Here is a 17,599-nt window from a genome sequence, read left to right as displayed (position 1 = left end):
GTTTGATATTTTGCTAAACCCCTCCCTGCACGCTATTTTTCTAATAAAAAAAAGCGATTATATGTCCCGTTAGGGACTACCTATTTGTAGAAAATAGCTTGAGTTTTTGCTTGTGCCACGTAGTGGCTACCCTTTTTTGAACGTAATTGCCCACCTGGCAGTTTAGGGTAGAGCCGATGGCTCAATTTTTTTTCTCCTTTTTTGACTACAAACAGGTAGTCCCTAACGGGACATAGATAGTCAAAAGATATGAGAGGATGGTAGAGCGAAGCGATGACCGGTCCGTAGGACCGCTTCGGAGGTGAGACCACGGTGAAGCGGCAAGTATTACGTTCGCATATTAAGCTGAAAACTAATACATTACGATAACTAAGTTAAGTAGTGCTGAAGTTAGACCAATAAGTAATTTAACCATAAAAATATAGGTGTATTTAGGGTTTACACTTTTTGAAAATAAAATAATTAATATATTGATTATCAGTTAATTAATATATTAATTATTCTAATTATGTAAACCTTTGTAAACCATTTTACCAAAAACGCATTCTGTTATATTTGTCCTAACAGACAACTAACGTAAGCAGTTTGTAGAGACATAAATCGCGATTAAAACAATACTTTTAACACTTACTTTAGCAGGTTGTTACTAAAATATTATATTTGACCTTTAATCATCGGGCTAAATATAGCTTGTATTATAATTTATGACAATTCTTGCAGAAGAAATAGGGCAAAAGTATGAGTTAGTTGTTGGGTTAGAGGTTCACGCGCAGCTATCAACTTTAAGCAAAATGTTTTCTTCAGATTCGGCTGCCTTTGGTGCCGAGCCTAACCACCATATCAGCGCCATATCATTGGGGCATCCCGGTACTTTGCCGCGCATTAATAAAACCGCGGTAGAATATGCGGTAAAAATGGGACTGGCCTGTAATTGCACTATCAATATGCAAAATACCTTTGCCCGTAAAAATTATTTTTATGCTGACCTGCCTAAAGGTTACCAGATAACGCAGGATCAGCACCCGGTATGCCTGGGCGGCCATATCACCGTAAAACTGGCCGATGGGTCATCCAAAAAATTGGCCATCCATCATATCCACATGGAAGAAGATGCCGGCAAAAGTATGCACGACAGCCAGTGTGACGACTCGTTTATTGATCTGAACAGGGCAGGGGTGCCGTTACTGGAGATCGTATCTGAACCGGATATGCGCAGTGCCGAAGAAGCCGGGCAGTTTTTAACCGAGATACGTAAAACCCTGCGTTACCTTGATATTTGCGACGGTAATATGGAAGAGGGTAGTATGCGCTGTGACGCCAATATATCCGTTAGGCTAAAAGGCCAAACTACTTATGGTAACCGCTGCGAGGTGAAAAATTTGAACTCTATACGCAACGTTCAGCGGGCTATTGAGCATGAATTTGTAAGGCAAATCAACCTGATTGAAAAAGGTGAATATATTGACCAAAACACCCTGAACTTTAATGCCGATACCGGCGAAACATCGGTGCTGCGGTCAAAAGAGATGGCAAATGATTACCGCTATTTCCCGGAGCCCGATTTGATGCCCATAGTTTTGGATGAAGCTTATGTAAATCGGGTTAAACAGGCTATGCCTGCATTGCCTGCGCAACTTTATCAAAAATATACTACCCAGTTAGGTTTGTCTGATTACGATGCCGGGGTAATTACCGCCGATAAGGAACTGGCCATGTTTTTTGAAGAACTGATAAAACATACCGCCAACCATAAAGCCGCGGTACATTTATTAATGGGTCCGGTAAAATCATACCTTAACGAACATTCGGCCCATATTACTGATATTAATGTGCAGCCCAAATATCTTGCCGGTTTAATTAGACTGGTTGATGATGGATTGGTTAATAATACCGTAGCATACCACAAGTTGTTCCATGCACTATTAAAATCGCCCGGTAAAACTGCCGAACAACTGGCTGCCGAGCTTAATTTGCTCATCAGTACCAATACCAACGAGGTTGATGAATACATCAGCGCCGCCATAGCCAAATTTCCGGATAAGGTTAAAGAATACCAGAAAGGCAAAAAAGGCGTTGTAGGGTTGTTTATGGGCGAGATCATGAAACTGTCTAAAGGGAAGATCGACCCACAGAAAACTAACCAGCTTTTAATTAAAGAATTAGAGTCAAAATAAGCGGATACGCTTATATTTGTCGTATAGCTAATAAATCCACCAAAATGAAAAACCGTTTTACGCTTTTGGCACTTGCAGCGTTATCAGTGCTTGTATATTCTTGTATTGATAAAGCAGCTTTTACAATTTCGGCTACGCTAAAAAATCCAGGAAATCTTAAAATGGCTTACCTGCTTGAGGCCGACAGCAGCAGCATCAATGTGGTGGACTCAACCCAGGTTAAAGACGGCGAATTCAGCTTTAAACACCGGGCGCCTTATGCTAACTTGTATAAGCTGCGTATTGGTGGTGCCGTATTTGATATTATTGCAAAAAATGGTGAAGACATTAAGTTTACAACCGACTTAAAAGACGAGAAGCACCCCTATGATATCACCGGTTCCCCCGAATCTGAAAAAATTAAGGATTATAATAAGATAATTAATTTTTATGGCGATAAAAATGGCCTGTTGGTTAATGAGTACCAGGCTAAGGTAGAGGCTATTGGTCATGAAACGGATTCGTTGACCAATATATACCGCCCGTTGTTTCAAAAAAATATTGATGCATCAAATGGGGAAGTTTTAACATTTATAAACAATAACAAAAAGTCATTAGCTGCATTTTACGCTATGACAAGTTTAGATCCGATACAATATGAACAGCAAATGGTGGCTTATGCCGATGCTATAAAAGATGATTTTAAAGATAATCCGGCTGTGCAGCATTTTATCCGCCAGATCGAGCTGGTAAAACCTGTGTCATTGGGCCATAAAGCACCTGATTTCACCATTGCCGGTATTGACGGCAAGCCCATTAAATTATCAGACTATAAAGGAAAATATGTAATGCTTGATTTTTGGGCATCATGGTGCGCGCCGTGCAGGCAGGAAAACCCCAATGTAGTTAAGCAATACGCTAAGTTCCATTCAAAAGGGTTTAATATTTTAGGTATATCCCTTGATGAAAAGAAAGAAGACTGGCAGCAGGCTATTAATGCAGATAAGTTAACATGGCAACATGGGTCGGACCTTAAACGCTTTGAAGGGCCTACCGAAAGCTTGTATAGAATAGATGCCATACCATCAAATTTTATAATTGACCCTCAAGGAGTTATAATTGCCAAAAATATAACCGGAAAATCACTTGAAGATTTTTTAAACAAAACGTTTAGCGGTCCTCAATAGAAAGTTAAAATAAAGTAACTATTAACAATTTGTTAATATTAACTTAACCGTTTACTTCTTTTAAGCACATACATTTATGCAAAAATAAATTTGTGATGAGCAACGCTACAAAACAAAAGATACTTATTGTTGATGACGAGCCCGATATTTTAGAGCTGATTGAGTATAATTTAAAAAAAGAAGGCTACCAGGTATTTTTAGCCCGTAACGGCCAGGAGGCAGTAACTGAGGCCAAACGGTCGTTACCTGATCTGATCGTTTTGGATATTATGATGCCTAAAATGGATGGTATTGAGGCTTGCCGCATTATGCGTACCATGCCCGAGTTTAAAAACACCTTCATGGTTTTTTTAACCGCCCGCAGCGAAGAGTATTCTGAAATTGCCGGCTTTAACGTTGGTGCCGATGATTATATAGCTAAACCCATAAAGCCGCGCGCTTTAGTTAGTCGTATAAACGCCATACTACGCAGAAACGCGCCACCCGAAGATTTTACTGATAATAAACTTGAAATAGGCGACCTGGTTATTGACCGCGAAGCTTACCTGGTGTATAAAGCCGGTGTTAAAGTAGTTTTAGCAAAAAAGGAATTTGAACTTTTATATCTATTAGCCTCCAAACCTGGTAAAGTTTATACCCGCGAGGTAATATTAAAAAATATTTGGGAAGACTCTGTAGTAGTTACCAACCGAACCATTGATGTACACGTACGCAAGCTCCGCGAAAAGCTGGGCGACGATTGTGTGTCGACCGTAAAAGGGGTAGGCTATAAATTTGAAGGATAAAACAAAAGGGGCAGTTAATTAACCGCCCCTTTTGTTTGTTATTAAATGCGGTTAGTTATTTAGCCGCTACAGCTTTTTTCTTTACTGCAGTTGCAGCTTTAGCAGTTTTTGAAGCGACCGATTTTTTATTGTCAGCTACTTCTTTTTTAGCTTTTTCAGTTACCGCTTTTGCTTTGGTGGTAGCTTTAGCTTTTATTTCCGAGGCTTCTTTTTTGGCTTTTGTGGTAACCTCTTTTGCTTTTGCTACCGCTTCCTTTTTAACTTTTGTTGCAGCAGTTTTAGCTTTAGTTACAGCAGCGGCGGTTTTCTTTGGCGAACTTTTAACAGCCGCCGCAATCTTTTTAACCGGGGCCGATCTCTTAATATCATCTATCGTATCTTCGGCGGCATCCTTTACGTCTTCAGCCGTATCTTTGGTGCCTTCCCAAAATTCTTCAATTGTTTCTTTAACCTTTTCAAAAAATCCCTTTTCGACAGGTTGGGTTGATTTATCACTCATAATTGTTTTTTAGTTAGATGTATTTTGTTTTTCAAATACAATAACCGTTCCAATTGAAATGTTAGACATCTGTTATTTCGAACATAGAGAGAAATCTATACACTTGCCCGGCCATGTGTATAGATTTCTCCTCGTACCTCGTCGAAATGACATTTTGTAAAACAACACACTTAAATTAAAACCGTATTTTTGACGCCTATTAAACTCATACATGAAAGTTCCAAAGTTTACTGATCTTATATTATTTGAAGACGATGACATTATTGTTGTTAATAAACCCGCCTTTATAAGTTCCCTTGATGAGCGCGAGGGCGGAGAGATCAATATGTTGAGATTAGCTAAAAACTATGCCGACGACGCGCAGATATGCCACCGTTTGGATAAGGAAACATCCGGCGCGTTGATCATTGCTAAAAACCCGGAGGCGTACCGCTCGGTATCTATGCAGTTTGAAAAAAGAAAAGTTAAAAAAGTGTACCACGCTATTATTGAAGGTACACATGTGTTTGATGAATTGTTGATTGATCTGCCTATCTTAAATGTTGGCAAAGGCAACGTTACCATAAGCAGGCAGGAGGGCAAGCGCGCCGAAACCTGGTTTCAATCATTAAAATACTTTAAGCATTATACCTTGGTAGAGTGCCGACCGGTTACCGGGCGCATGCACCAGATACGCATCCATTTAGCCACACAGCGGGCCTCCATTGCCGGGGATGAGATGTACAAGGGCAAACCCGTTTTTTTGTCAGAGATTAAGCGTAAATACCATTTAGGCAAAGATCAGGAGGAGCTTCCTATTATGAAACGCTTCGCCCTGCATGCTTATGAAGTTACCTTTAAGCTGATGGATGGTAACGATATCACCATCCATGCCCCATATCCTAAAGATTTTGAAACGTTATTGAAGTTGCTGGAAAAGTTTGATAGTTGATTTTAGTTGGCAGTTTTTAGTTAGCAGTTTGCAGTATATAGTATATAATGAGCAATCAACTGCCCACTGATAACTGCCCACTGCAAACTACTTTATCATTACCCCCGGTTTATTAACTACTGGTAGTTTAATGAAATTGCCCTCAACAATACTTTCAGGCAGGAATATAAATTTCTTATCAAATATCTGGGTGCCTATATAATAGCTTAACCAGTATTCGTTATTTAAACCAAAAGTTTCCTCGGCTATGGGTTCAATAATTTTAAAACTTCCGGCATCAACCATCGGGAACATATGGCGTAGGGTAGAGGTTTTTACCAGTTCGCCATCTTTCTCGCCATAACCTTTTGAGGTGATCAGTACAGTTTCAATAGGTTCTTTTTTTAGGTTGATAAGATACACATACCATGTTTTATGCTCAGCGTTCTCTTTTTCTAAAGCTACCGCGATAGCAATATCCTGTACATTATTTTCGGGGAGGTCTTTGATCATAGTGGTGAGTAGTGAGTTGTCAGTGGTGAGTTAATTGTGAGCAACCACTCACCATTCTCTATTCACCACTCACTAAATTACTTCTTCTTAGCAAACTTCTTTCCACCTTTTTTAGGTGCTTTTGCATCAGCGTCTGCTAAGGTTTTACACTCGGCAAAGGTGAGGGTCAAAGGGTCTTTATCCTTTGGTATTTTAACATTTTGTTTGCCAAACTCAATATATGGTCCCCAGCGACCGTTCAATACCTTAACTGTTGGGTCCTCATCAAAAGCTTTAATTAGCTTTTCTGCATCTTTTTTGCGTTTGGCTTCAATCAGTTCAATAGCCTGTTCTTCGGTTACATCCAGTGGGTCTATCTCTTTCGGTAAGGATACAAAAGCACTGTTATGGCTTATATATGGCCCAAAGCGGCCAATAGCAACCTTCATAGGTTTGCCTTCAAACTCACCAACAACTTTAGGCAGTTTAAATAGTTCAAGTGCTTCTTCTAACGTAATGGTTTCAATACTTTGGCCGGTGCGTAAGCTTGCGTACAAAGGCTTGTAGTCTTTATTATCATCGCTGGCATTTTCGCCAACTTGCACAAATGGGCCGTAACGACCTATACGTACTGATACCTTGCTGCCATTTTCGGGATGTATTCCCAGGTCGCGCTCGCCGGTTGCTTTGTCAGCAGTTTCAATAGTGCTTTGTACATCATTATGAAAAGGCTTATAAAAATCGTGCAGCATAGCTGTCCACTCTTTTAAACCCTGTGCTATCTCGTCAAACTGTTTTTCAACACTGGCGGTAAAGTTAAAATCAACAATCCCTTTAAAATGCTGTACTAAAAAATCATTCACTACCGCGCCAATATCTGTAGGAAAAAGCTTATTGCGCTCGGCGCCTGTATTTTCGGTTCTTTCTTCTTTGGTAACGCTACCGCCTTTTAATGTTAATACCCTGAATTTGCGTTGCTTGCCTTCACGCTCTTCTTTAACCACATAGCCGCGGTTTTGAATAGTGGATATAGTAGGGGCATAGGTTGACGGACGGCCAATACCCAACTCTTCCAACTTTTTTACCAAACTTGCTTCTGTATAACGTGCCGATGGGCGCGAAAAACGTTCGATAGCCAGCATTTCCTGCAGGTCAAGTAACTGGTCTTTTGTTAAAGGCGGCAGCATGGTATTTTCGCCATCTTGCTGGGTATCTTCCTCTTCGTCGTCTGATTCCAGGTAAACTTTAAGGAAGCCGTCAAAGCGCATTACTTCGCCATTGGCTACCAAATCCTCTTTGCGGGTTGATATGCTGATCTTAGCAGTAGTTTTCTCAAACTGTGCCTCGCTCATCTGCGAAGCTATCGCACGCTTCCATATAAGCTCATACAGGCGCTTTTCGCCCGAATCGCCTTCAATGGTGTGCTGGTTAAAATAAGTTGGCCGTATGGCTTCGTGTGCTTCTTGAGCGCCCGCGCTTTTGGTTTTGTATTTTCTTTGTTGATGATATTTTTCGCCGTAGGCGGATGTAATTTCCTTTGCGGCGGCATCCAAAGCGGTATCAGACAAGTTAACCGAATCGGTACGCATATAAGTTATATACCCCAATTCATACAGCTTTTGTGCTACCGACATAGTACGCGAAACTGAATAACCCAGTTTGCGGCTGGCTTCCTGTTGCAGCGTTGATGTGGTAAACGGCGCGGCAGGGGCGCGTTTTGCGGGTTTGGTTTCTAACGACCGTACGTTGAAGGCAGCGCCAATACAGTCATTTAAAAACTTTTCGGCATCTCCCTGTTGAGCGAAGCGCTCAGGCAATTCGGCTTTAAAGGCTTGTTTGCCAGTGCCAAATATGGCCATTATTTTAAAGGCCGCTTCTGATGTAAATTTATTGATCTCGCGTTCGCGGTCAACAATTAACCTAACGGCTACTGATTGTACCCGACCTGCCGACAGCGATGGTTTAACCTTTTTCCACAAAACGGGCGAAAGTTCAAAACCCACTAATCTATCCAACACCCGGCGCGCTTGTTGGGCGTTTACCAGGTTGTAATCTATTTTTCGCGGGTTTTCAATGGCATTCATTATAGCCGGCTTGGTTATTTCATGAAAAACTATACGGCGTGTATTTTCTTCTTTTAAATTAAGCGTATCAAACAAATGCCATGATATGGCCTCACCCTCGCGGTCCTCATCGGACGCTAACCATACCACATCGGATTCTTTGGCTAATTTTTTTAATTCGCTTACTACCTGTTTCTTATCAGCCGGAACTTCATACTTCTGTTCAAAGTTATGGGCTATATCAATAGCATCTTCTGATTTTACCAGGTCGCGGATGTGGCCGTAACTTGACTTTACGATAAAGTCTTTTCCCAGATATCCTTCTATGGTTTTGGCTTTCGCCGGAGATTCAACTATTAATAAATTCTTAGCCATTAACAAGTGTATTTTCTGCAAATAAAAGATAAAGAAACCCTAAACGCAAACTTTGGTGTAGGTTTAATTTGTTGATTGGGTTGATTTAGTGAGAAGTTACGGAATTAAAAATGCGGCAGATCTACATCAAAAAACCGCCACCTAACAGGTCACTACCTTCATAAAATACGGCAGATTGCCCGGGTGCAATACCCGAAACATTGTGGTGAAAATCAACCTGTATATGCTCGCCCATTTGCACAATGGTGCTTTGCATGCCGGCGTCTTTATAACGTATTTTAGTAATGGCCTCAATAGGTTCGGCTATACTTTCGTACTTAACCAGGTTAACATTACGTACCCAGGCTTGTTTGCGTTCCAGTTCGTCGGCAGTACCTAATACCACGGTATTGGTTTCGGGTATTATGCGGGTTACAAACATGGGGTGACCAAAAGCCACGCCCAGACCTTTACGCTGACCTATGGTATAAAAAGGATATCCCTGATGTTTGCCCACTACTTTACCGTCTTTAAAAACAAAATTTCCGGGGCCAACACGCTCTTCAAGGTCCTCAACTTTATTTCTTAAAAACGAACGGTAGTCGTTATCAGGCACAAAACATATCTCGTAGCTTTCGCTTTTTCCGGCTAATTCTATTTGGCCCATCTCCACAGCCATTTGTCGTATTTCGGGTTTGGAAAAATTGCCTAACGGGAATTTAGTACGCGCCAGATTTTTTTGTGATACACCCCAAAGTACATACGACTGGTCCTTATGCTCATCCTTTCCTTTAGATATTACGTACCGGCCAGTGTCCTGTAAGCGGATATTGGCATAATGGCCGGTAGCTATAAATTCACAATCCAGTTTATCAGCGCGTTTTAGTAATGCTTCCCATTTAATGTGGGTGTTGCATAACACACATGGGTTAGGGGTACGGCCGGCAAGGTATTCGTCAACAAAGTTGTCAATCACAAAATCTCCAAACTCACTCCGGATATCCAGGATGTAATGAGGGAAGCCATAACCTACCGCCAGTGCACGGGCATCGTTAATGCTGTCCAGGCTACAGCAGCCTGTTTCTTTGGAGCTGCCGCCTGATGAAGCGTAGTCCCAGGTTTTCATGGTTAGGCCAATAACTTCATAGCCCTGCTCATGCAGCATTACTGCCGCTACCGAACTATCAACCCCACCACTCATGGCCACTAATATCCTTCCGTGCTTACTCATATTAGGTGCAAAGATACTTTTTTGATTTTTATGCTGAGGAATTGTTGGTCAAAGCGAAGTAATAATGTCTATTTAGGCTGAAGCCAATAGTTTGTTTTCCTTTTTTAGTCCGTTGGTTAAAACCAACGGCAATGATTGGGGTAATATATTATAGATTCATTGCCGTCCCATTTATGGGACGGAACCAATATTAATTCATATGGCTTTAGCCAAAGTTTTGGCGCCCATTCAAATTGCAACAATGAATTGAAATACAAGATCAGGATGTTCGGTTTAGCGAGAGACGAACAGGAGGGAACCTAAAAAAGTATACAATTTTTTATTTAATTTAAAAGAAAATAATATTGTTAATCAATTTATTATAAAATTTATATAAATGATAACTTTATATTTAAGCGATATACACCGTTTTGATATTTACAAATTCATGTATGCCAAATAGACCCAACTCGCGGCCATAGCCTGACTGTTTAATGCCGCCAAACGGCAGCCTCGGGTCCGACTTTACCAGTGAGTTTACAAAGCATGAGCCTGCTTCTAATTGAGTAGCGGCAATCATTTCGCCGCGTTTTTTGTCTTTGGTAAATATGGCCCCGCCCAATCCGAAAACAGAATCATTAGCAATGCGTATGGCATCGGCTTCGTCTTTCGCGGATATGATGGCTGCTACCGGGCCAAACAGTTCTTCTTCGTAGGCGGGCATACCTTTTTTTACTTGGGTGAGTATAGTAGCCGGATAGTAAGCATTATCTCCGGCAGGCAATTCTCCTCCTAAAATACATTTGGCGCCTTTGGCAATGGATAGTTTAACCTGTTCATGCAGCTCATCCCTAAGGTCAACCCGTGCCTGCGGGCCTATAGCCGTTATATTACTCAATGGGTCGCCCATTGGTTTTCGCTGCATCTTTTCTTTAAATAACCGTGTAAACTCTTTCTCGACAGCTTTAACCACAATAAAACGTTTGGCAGCTATACAACTTTGCCCGCTATTGATTAAACGACTATTTACACAAGTTTCCGCGGCGTGTCCCAAATCGGCATCAGCCAAAACAATATAGGCATCGCTGCCGCCTAACTCTAATACGGTCTTTTTTAATACAGATCCTGCCTTTTCAGCAACTTTTTTACCTGCATTGGTACTGCCGGTTAAGGTTACGGCTTGTATATATGGGTTCTCAATGATCTTATCTACCTCGCTGCTACCTACCAACAGCGTTTTAAATACATTTTTCGGGAAACCGGCCTGCTCCACCAAATCCTCGATAGCTAAGGCGCATCCGGGTACGTTAGACGCATGTTTTAACACCCCGCAATTACCTGCAGCAAGCGCCGGAGCCAAAAATCTAAACACTTGCCAAAAAGGGAAGTTCCAGGGCATAATGGCTAATACCACGCCTATGGGTTGAAAGGTTACGTAGCTTTTGGAAGCTTCGGTTTCCACGAGCTGTTCTTTTAAATGCGTGGCGGCGTTTTTAGCATAGTATTCGCATACACCGGCGCATTTTTCTATCTCGCTGATGCCCTGAGCTATGGGTTTACCCATTTCGAGCGCCATTAACCGCGCCAGTTCGTTCTTGCGTTGTTGTAGTACTGATGATAGTTTATTTAGCAGGACTGCGCGTTCGGTAAAGATGGTTTCTTTCCAGCTTAACCAGGCTTTATGGGTTTGCGCTATTTTCTTTTCAACTTTTAAAGCAGTATGCGCCTTATACTTCTTTAAAACTTTACCGTTTGCGGGGTTAATTGAGACTATTTCCATATCCAAATAACAAGCAAGGTTGAAAATGTTTTAGCGGCTATGCACGTGTTTGGCCGTCACCTTTAATCAGCCACTTATAGCTGGTAAGCTCCTGTAGCCCCATAGGGCCGCGTGCATGCAGCTTTTGTGTGCTGATGCCTATTTCGGCACCTAAACCAAATTGCGCGCCGTCTGTAAAGGCTGTAGAGGTATTAACATATACCGCCGCGGCATCCACCCGGTTTAAAAAGGTTTCCATATTGGCCGTATCTTCGGTAACTATAGCCTCGCTGTGTTTGGAGCTATGGTCGGCTATATGCTCTAAAGCAGCTTCAAAACTGTCAACGGTTTTAACCGCCATCTTCATGGATAAAAACTCGGTGCCAAAATGTTCAGGACCGGCTTTGTGCAATAATTCCACAGGATAATCGCCACTTAAAGCCTCAAAAGCCCGCTCATCTGCAAATATTTCAACACCGGCTTCGCCCAATGGTCTGGCAAGCTTAGGCAGATCAGTTAATCGTGCCACATGTATCAGCGCGCAATCCAACGCGTTACAAACGCTTACCCTTCGGGTTTTTGAGTTAAATATAATGTTGGTGCCTTTTTCCAGATCGGCAGTTTCGTCAAAATAGGTATGCACAATGCCCGCGCCGGTTTCAATAACCGGTACTTTACTGTTTTTGCGCACGCTGTTTATTAAGCCCTGGCTGCCACGTGGAATGATCACATCCACATAACCAACTGCCTGCATCAAAGCTTCGGCAGCCTCGCGTTCTTTAGGCAATAGGGTAGCTACATTTACATCGATCTGATGGTTGGCTAACACCTCATGAATAACCTTAATGATAGCTTTGTTAGAGAACTCCGCATCGCTGCCGCCTTTTAATATGCAGATATTGCCTGTTTTAAAGCATAGCGCAAATACATCAAAAGTTACGTTTGGCCTGGCTTCATAAATCACACCAACAACACCCAGTGGTACAGTTATCTTTGAAATTTCCAGCCCGTTAGGCATGGTTTTTTCAGAAAGGATATGCCCCAGCGGATTTTCCAGCTTCGATACATTTACAATATCCTTGGCAATATCCTGAATACGGGCAGGAGTAAGCTTTAACCTATCAAAATTTGGATTGGCCGGATCCATGCGGTCCAGATCCTTTTGATTTTCCGCAAGTAAGGTGTCCGTATTAGCCAAAGCAGCCTCAGCCAGGTCTTGTAATACCAGGTTTATTTTATCGGCAGTAAGGTTAGTTTTGCGCCCTGCTGCCTGTGCATTTTCAAAATATTGGGTGTAATCCATTGTAATTAGTATTGTAAATAAAGGTAGTCATAATGCACAAGGGGCTTTTGATTTTTTTGCCCTATCCTTTCGCGGGCCTTATCTGCACTATACTCGGCTATGCCTAAACCTATTAATTTTTCGTTTTCGTCAACCAGTTTAATGATATCGCCTTTTTTAAAATCGGCTATTACTTTTACCACCCCTACGGGCAGTACGCTGATTGCTTTGTTAGATGTTAACGCGTTTTTTGCACCCTCGTTAACCTGCACCACACCCGTAGCCGAGCCTTCTGAATGTGCAATCCATTTCTTTTTGCCGGATGCCTTTTTGTTAGGTATAAAACGGGTATGTATTACTTTATCAGCCAAAACATCGGTCAAAATATTTTCTTTGGTGCCATTGGCTATGTGCACGGCAATACCCAACTGCGCTGTTTTTTGCGCCATGTTTGATTTGGTAATCATACCGCCGCGGCCAAATTGCGACCGGCTATCCTGCACGTAGGATGAAAAATCTATATTGGTACTTACCTCTTCAATCACTTTTGAGGTTGATAGTTTGGGGTCGCCATTGTATAAACCGTCCACATTGGTTAAGATGATCAGCGCTTCGGCATTTAACATCGAGGCTATTAGCCCGGCCAGTTCATCATTATCGGTAAACATTAACTCGGTGATAGATACCACGTCGTTTTCATTTACAATAGGTAAAACCTGATGATGCAGCAAGGTTTCCAAACAGTTTTTCATGTTAAAATGATGCGCACGGTCGCCCGAATTGCTGTCCCTGAAATCTTCCTTGGTAACCAGCACCTGCGAACATAGGATGTCAAATTTTTCAAACAAAGTGGCGTAAGTATTGATCAATTTTACCTGGCCGATAGATGCTAAAAGCTGCCGGGTAGCCACAGCGTCTGATTTTTCGGAAACGGTTATCAAACTCCGACCTGAAGCTACCGCGCCTGACGATACCAGGATAACCTCGATGCCTTGCTTTTTAATAGCCGCTATTTGGCCCACTAAATGTTCAATACGTTGCAGGTTAGGTAAACCTTTCTCGTCTGTAAAAACATTAGAGCCAATTTTTATAATAATGCGGTGGTAATTAAAAGCCATTGCAGTAAAAAGTAGTTTAAAACTTCAATATTACTAAAATGATGGGGAAAGGAGGGTATTTGGGAGTGATAATTATTTAGGGATGACAAATTGCTGTATGCTTGGAAATGACATCGTCCGCGGCAATGAGTGGACGATTTTTGTTCTATGCATTGAAAATGTTCTGGACCTAAAATAAACTAATCTGCTTTCCCTGTAATGAACTGTTTTGCAAAGGTTTTACTAATGATGGCTTAGGTTGTACAACATCCAAGGGTTTACCATTAAACGGTAATGTCGTAAATATCTCCCATTTGGCAAAAGGGGCAAAGGTTTCTTTTTGAAGTACAGTTAACTCACTTATGGTAAAGGTTTCATTCCATTTAATAGCCTTAAAATGCGGCCATAGCCGGTTAAAATCACTTATGGGGATATTGCGGGCTATGGTAATATGCGGTACCATAAACTCCTTGAGGTTAAGGTGCTTTTTGAGTGTTTTAAACCACGCCGTGTTTTCGGGCGAGGAGCGGATCTTTGCATAAATGGTTTTAAAATCTTCGCCATGATTAAAATAATCAAACCCATCAATGGTTAAAGTTATTGGGGCTATTGCAGCCAGTTTTGGGGTTAATGCCCTTATAGCCGGCTCGGTTAAAAAGCTTTTTTGCCGGTGCATTTTTTTAATGGAGATATGCGCAATAGAATTCATGCTCTCATAATTACCAATAATTTCAGCAGCGTACAGTTTATGCTCGCGCACCTGTGCCTTTACTTTATCCGAAGGAGAGAGCAATATTATAAAGTCGGCGTAATTTTTCATAGCATAAATAATTGCGGAACAATATTACTAATATTTTTAGTATTATTGAATAAATTTTACATATTTGTACTATGGAACTCAAACGTCATATTGTACATATTGACCTCGATTCTTTTTTTGTATCGGTTGAGCGCAAGTTTAACCCCGACCTTATTGGCAAACCGGTACTAATAGGCGGATCGGCCGAGCGTGGCGTGGTAGCTTCCTGTAGTTATGAAGCGCGTAAATTTGGTATCCACTCGGCCATGCCCATGAAACAGGCCATGCGTTTATGCCCCCATGCTATGGTGATACGCGGCAGTCACGGGCGATATTCGGAGGCATCGCGTGAGGTTACCGAGATCATCCATGATAGCGTGCCGCTTTATCAAAAAACATCTATTGACGAGTTTTATATTGATATGACCGGTATGGACCGCTATTACGATTGCTATAAATTGGCCGGCGACCTGCGCCAGCGGGTAATACGTGAAACCGGGTTGCCAATTTCTTTTGGCATGGCATCAGGCAAAACAGTGGCTAAAATGGCTACCAACGCGGCTAAACCTAACGGACAGTTGTATATACCGCATGGCAAGGAGCGCGAATTTATGGCCCCATTATCCATACGTAAAATACCTATGCTGGGCGAAAAAACCTGCCAGAAACTATACCAGTTCGGTATTGAAAAAATTGGCGATTTGCAAAAAACCGACCTCCGGTTTTTAGAAACAGCTTTTGGTAAACATGGCAGATACATCTGGGAAAAAGCTAATGGGATTGATGAGAGCGAGATCGTGCCGCATAGCGATAGAAAGTCCATATCAACCGAAAATACCTTCCATACTGATGTGGCTGATAAGAAAACACTGGAAACGGTATTGGTATCTATGACCGAGGAACTGTCTGCAAAGCTGCGTAAAGAGAATAAGGTAGCCGGATGCCTGGCCATTAAAATTCGGTACGCCAATTTTGAGACCCATACCCAGCAGGAAAAGATATCCCTTACCGCTGCCGAGCATATTTTAATACCCGGCATTAAAAACCTGCTTAATAAGGTATGGAACCAGCACAGGCCAATCAGGTTAATAGGAGTACGATTGAGCCAACTTACTACCGGCAGCTACCAGATAAATTTATTTGAAGATAACGAAGAGCGCATCAGGCTATACCAGGCTATGGATAAGATAAACTTTAAATTTGGCGATAAGACCGTGTGCCGTGCCGCCGGGATGGCTATTGGCACACGTAATTTCAACCCTTTTTTAAAAGACTAATTGTCCAGGTAAGTTTGTACAAAGGCATCGCTTTTAATGGCAACAATAACGTCGCTTATGGCCACTCTTTTTGGCGAAACATCATCGTCCATGTTGTTTACATATTCAATCAATCTGTCTGCATAGTCAATAGCATCCTGCTCGTCATCAAACAATAACACAACATTGTCGGCTTCTGTATCAACGCCGTTGATTGGCTTTGGTAGGCCGTAGCTTTCAAATTTTGCAAAAGTAAGTTCGGCTTGTCCGTTTTGGGGTACTGTGATGCGTAGCATAGTAGGATTTTTATGTATAGTGAACGTTTTACGCTAACAGATGTTTTACGCTAAATTAAAATAGATGTAGAAATTCTATTTCTTGCCTATTTCTTCTATATATCCATTAAACGAAATAGCATCGCGGTTTGAACTGGTGATTTGCAATGATCCGTACCCGTCTTCAGATACATTTAACCGCATTTGCCTTACACCTTTAGGGCCGTTGATAATATTGGCATCTGTAAAAGTGATAAGTATTTCCCATCTACTTTTTTTACCGGTCAATTTATAAGTAAAATGCGTGGAGGTAAATTTGATCCCGCCATCTATCGAGCCAAAATCAGCCATGTAAGCGCGCCCAAAATAGGGCAAAAATGCCGATACTGAATCTTTGGTTATGGTTAGATCATATTGGCTGGTTAATGCCCTGCCGCCGCCACCCAACGGTAAAACATAATTTGCTACAAACACAAACCGTTGTGAGTTTACCAGGTTTTTTATATCCGATAATTTAGCGGCTTTTTTTTCGGCTTTGGTATTTTGTGCATTTGCTGTAAATAAACCGCAAACAAATACCAACAAAATAGTTATATGCTTGATATAATTTTTCATAATTAAAGGTTTTATTATCAACGGAGTATTATCAAATTTCGTGCAAATTATTTATATAAAAAAAGCCGCCCTGGTTTAACAGGACGGCCTCAACATTTTTCAGTATAAATGCTTAAATCAAATTAACACTTCGGTTAACAAATTCGGTCAACTCGGCACCGGTTAACAAGCCTTGCGAAAGCAGGGCCAAGTCAAATGCCTGTTTAGATAATTGTGCCTGCGTATCTTCGTTCTCCTCCTGCAAAATGCGGGTTATCAGTTTATGGTTGCCGTTCACTACAACTTTGTAATTATCAGGCATGCTGCCATAAAAGCTCATACCGCCACCCATGGCAGCCATATCTTTCATGCGGCGCATAAATTCGTCCATGGTTACTGTTACCGGCAACTCGTCAGGATTAAGGCTTTCCAGTTCAACTTTATAAGCGGGTTTATTAATGGCTTTATCAAATATGCCTTTTACTTTGGTGGCCTGTTCTTCGGTCAATACATGCTCGGGCGCGTCATCTTTTTTGATCAGTTTATCAGCTACATCAGCATCCACACGTTTTAATGATGTTTTTTCCAGCTTTTGCTCCAACTGACTGATGAAGTGATTATCAATTGGCGAGTTCATCACCAACACATCATAACTCTTTTTATTAGCAGACTGGATAAATGCGTCTTGTTTTGACGGATCGTTGGTATACAGATATATTAACTGCCCGTCTTTATCGGTTTGTGTAGGCGCTACTTTTTCTTTGTATTCATCCAGCGTAAAGTTTTGTTTTTCGGTATTGGTTACCAGTACAAAATCTTTGGCTTTATCATAAAACTTGTCTTCGCTAACCATGCCGTATTTTACAAACAGGCCAATGTCGGTC

At 41.5% G+C, this 17,599-nt stretch carries 15 protein-coding genes and 1 pseudogene; 5 read left to right on the top strand and 11 right to left on the bottom strand.

Annotation, left to right across the window (positions count from 1 at the left end):
* Nucleotides 1-704: 704 nt before the first annotated feature.
* From gatB to ABI367_RS15485, 3 genes are all read left to right on the top strand, one after another.
* Entirely contained in the window at nucleotides 705-2,174 is a 1,470-nt protein-coding gene (gene gatB / locus ABI367_RS15495; RefSeq protein WP_462227739.1) for an Asp-tRNA(Asn)/Glu-tRNA(Gln) amidotransferase subunit GatB, read from the top strand.
* A gap of 44 nt (nucleotides 2,175-2,218) precedes the next feature.
* Nucleotides 2,219-3,340 (top strand): redoxin domain-containing protein, encoded by a 1,122-nt coding sequence (locus ABI367_RS15490; RefSeq protein WP_462227738.1) that lies wholly within the window; start codon nucleotides 2,219-2,221, stop codon nucleotides 3,338-3,340.
* 95 nt (nucleotides 3,341-3,435) lie between these two features.
* The gene (locus ABI367_RS15485) at nucleotides 3,436-4,125 is read left to right on the top strand and encodes a response regulator transcription factor (RefSeq protein ID WP_462227736.1); all 690 of its coding nucleotides are present in this window, start codon (nucleotides 3,436-3,438) and stop codon (nucleotides 4,123-4,125) included.
* A gap of 55 nt (nucleotides 4,126-4,180) precedes the next feature.
* On the opposite strand, the gene ABI367_RS15480 is transcribed toward ABI367_RS15485, so the two are convergent.
* Entirely contained in the window at nucleotides 4,181-4,624 is a 444-nt protein-coding gene (locus tag ABI367_RS15480; protein WP_462227735.1) for a hypothetical protein, read from the bottom strand.
* A gap of 211 nt (nucleotides 4,625-4,835) precedes the next feature.
* On the opposite strand from ABI367_RS15480, the gene ABI367_RS15475 reads away from it, so the two are divergent.
* On the top strand, nucleotides 4,836-5,555 hold the full coding sequence (locus ABI367_RS15475; RefSeq protein WP_462227734.1) for an RluA family pseudouridine synthase: 720 nt from the start codon (nucleotides 4,836-4,838) through the stop codon (nucleotides 5,553-5,555).
* An 87-nt stretch (nucleotides 5,556-5,642) separates the two neighbouring features.
* Here ABI367_RS15475 and ABI367_RS15470 read toward each other — a convergent pair whose 3' ends face one another.
* From ABI367_RS15470 to ABI367_RS15440, 7 genes are all read right to left on the bottom strand, one after another.
* The gene (locus tag ABI367_RS15470; RefSeq protein WP_462227733.1) at nucleotides 5,643-6,047 is read right to left on the bottom strand and encodes a hypothetical protein; all 405 of its coding nucleotides are present in this window, start codon (nucleotides 6,045-6,047) and stop codon (nucleotides 5,643-5,645) included.
* Between the two features lie 77 nt (nucleotides 6,048-6,124).
* The gene (gene topA / locus ABI367_RS15465; protein ID WP_462227732.1) at nucleotides 6,125-8,464 is read right to left on the bottom strand and encodes a type I DNA topoisomerase; all 2,340 of its coding nucleotides are present in this window, start codon (nucleotides 8,462-8,464) and stop codon (nucleotides 6,125-6,127) included.
* A gap of 121 nt (nucleotides 8,465-8,585) precedes the next feature.
* Nucleotides 8,586-9,674 (bottom strand): tRNA 2-thiouridine(34) synthase MnmA, encoded by a 1,089-nt coding sequence (mnmA, locus tag ABI367_RS15460; RefSeq protein ID WP_462227731.1) that lies wholly within the window; start codon nucleotides 9,672-9,674, stop codon nucleotides 8,586-8,588.
* Nucleotides 9,675-10,065: 391 nt separating this feature from the next.
* Complete coding sequence (locus ABI367_RS15455) at nucleotides 10,066-11,433, bottom strand: NAD-dependent succinate-semialdehyde dehydrogenase (protein ID WP_462227730.1); 1,368 nt, start codon at nucleotides 11,431-11,433, stop codon at nucleotides 10,066-10,068.
* Between the two features lie 37 nt (nucleotides 11,434-11,470).
* Nucleotides 11,471-12,715 (bottom strand): glutamate-5-semialdehyde dehydrogenase, encoded by a 1,245-nt coding sequence (locus tag ABI367_RS15450; protein ID WP_462227728.1) that lies wholly within the window; start codon nucleotides 12,713-12,715, stop codon nucleotides 11,471-11,473.
* Nucleotides 12,716-12,720: 5 nt separating this feature from the next.
* A complete protein-coding gene (proB, locus tag ABI367_RS15445) occupies nucleotides 12,721-13,812 on the bottom strand; it encodes a glutamate 5-kinase (RefSeq protein ID WP_462227727.1) in 1,092 nt (363 codons plus the stop codon).
* A gap of 169 nt (nucleotides 13,813-13,981) precedes the next feature.
* Nucleotides 13,982-14,611 (bottom strand): 2'-5' RNA ligase family protein, encoded by a 630-nt coding sequence (locus ABI367_RS15440; protein ID WP_462227726.1) that lies wholly within the window; start codon nucleotides 14,609-14,611, stop codon nucleotides 13,982-13,984.
* 71 nt (nucleotides 14,612-14,682) lie between these two features.
* Here ABI367_RS15440 and dinB point away from each other — a divergent pair, with 71 nt between their 5' ends.
* Nucleotides 14,683-15,867 (top strand): DNA polymerase IV, encoded by a 1,185-nt coding sequence (gene dinB, locus ABI367_RS15435; RefSeq protein WP_462227725.1) that lies wholly within the window; start codon nucleotides 14,683-14,685, stop codon nucleotides 15,865-15,867.
* Here dinB and ABI367_RS15430 read toward each other — a convergent pair.
* From ABI367_RS15430 to ABI367_RS15420, 3 genes and pseudogenes are all read right to left on the bottom strand, one after another.
* Entirely contained in the window at nucleotides 15,864-16,142 is a 279-nt protein-coding gene (locus ABI367_RS15430) for a hypothetical protein (RefSeq protein WP_462227724.1), read from the bottom strand. The genes dinB and ABI367_RS15430 overlap by 4 nt on opposite strands.
* Nucleotides 16,143-16,217: 75 nt before the next feature.
* On the bottom strand, nucleotides 16,218-16,736 hold the full coding sequence (locus tag ABI367_RS15425; protein WP_462227722.1) for a DUF4251 domain-containing protein: 519 nt from the start codon (nucleotides 16,734-16,736) through the stop codon (nucleotides 16,218-16,220).
* Nucleotides 16,737-16,848: 112 nt separating this feature from the next.
* A pseudogene (locus ABI367_RS15420) lies at nucleotides 16,849-17,599 on the bottom strand (molecular chaperone HtpG); the annotation flags it as partial.

It is taken from the genome of Mucilaginibacter sp., from assembly GCF_039935595.1.
GTDB lineage: Bacteria > Bacteroidota > Bacteroidia > Sphingobacteriales > Sphingobacteriaceae > Mucilaginibacter.
Note: the sequence above shows the minus strand (reverse complement) of the source record. Positions and strands in the feature narration are given on the sequence as shown.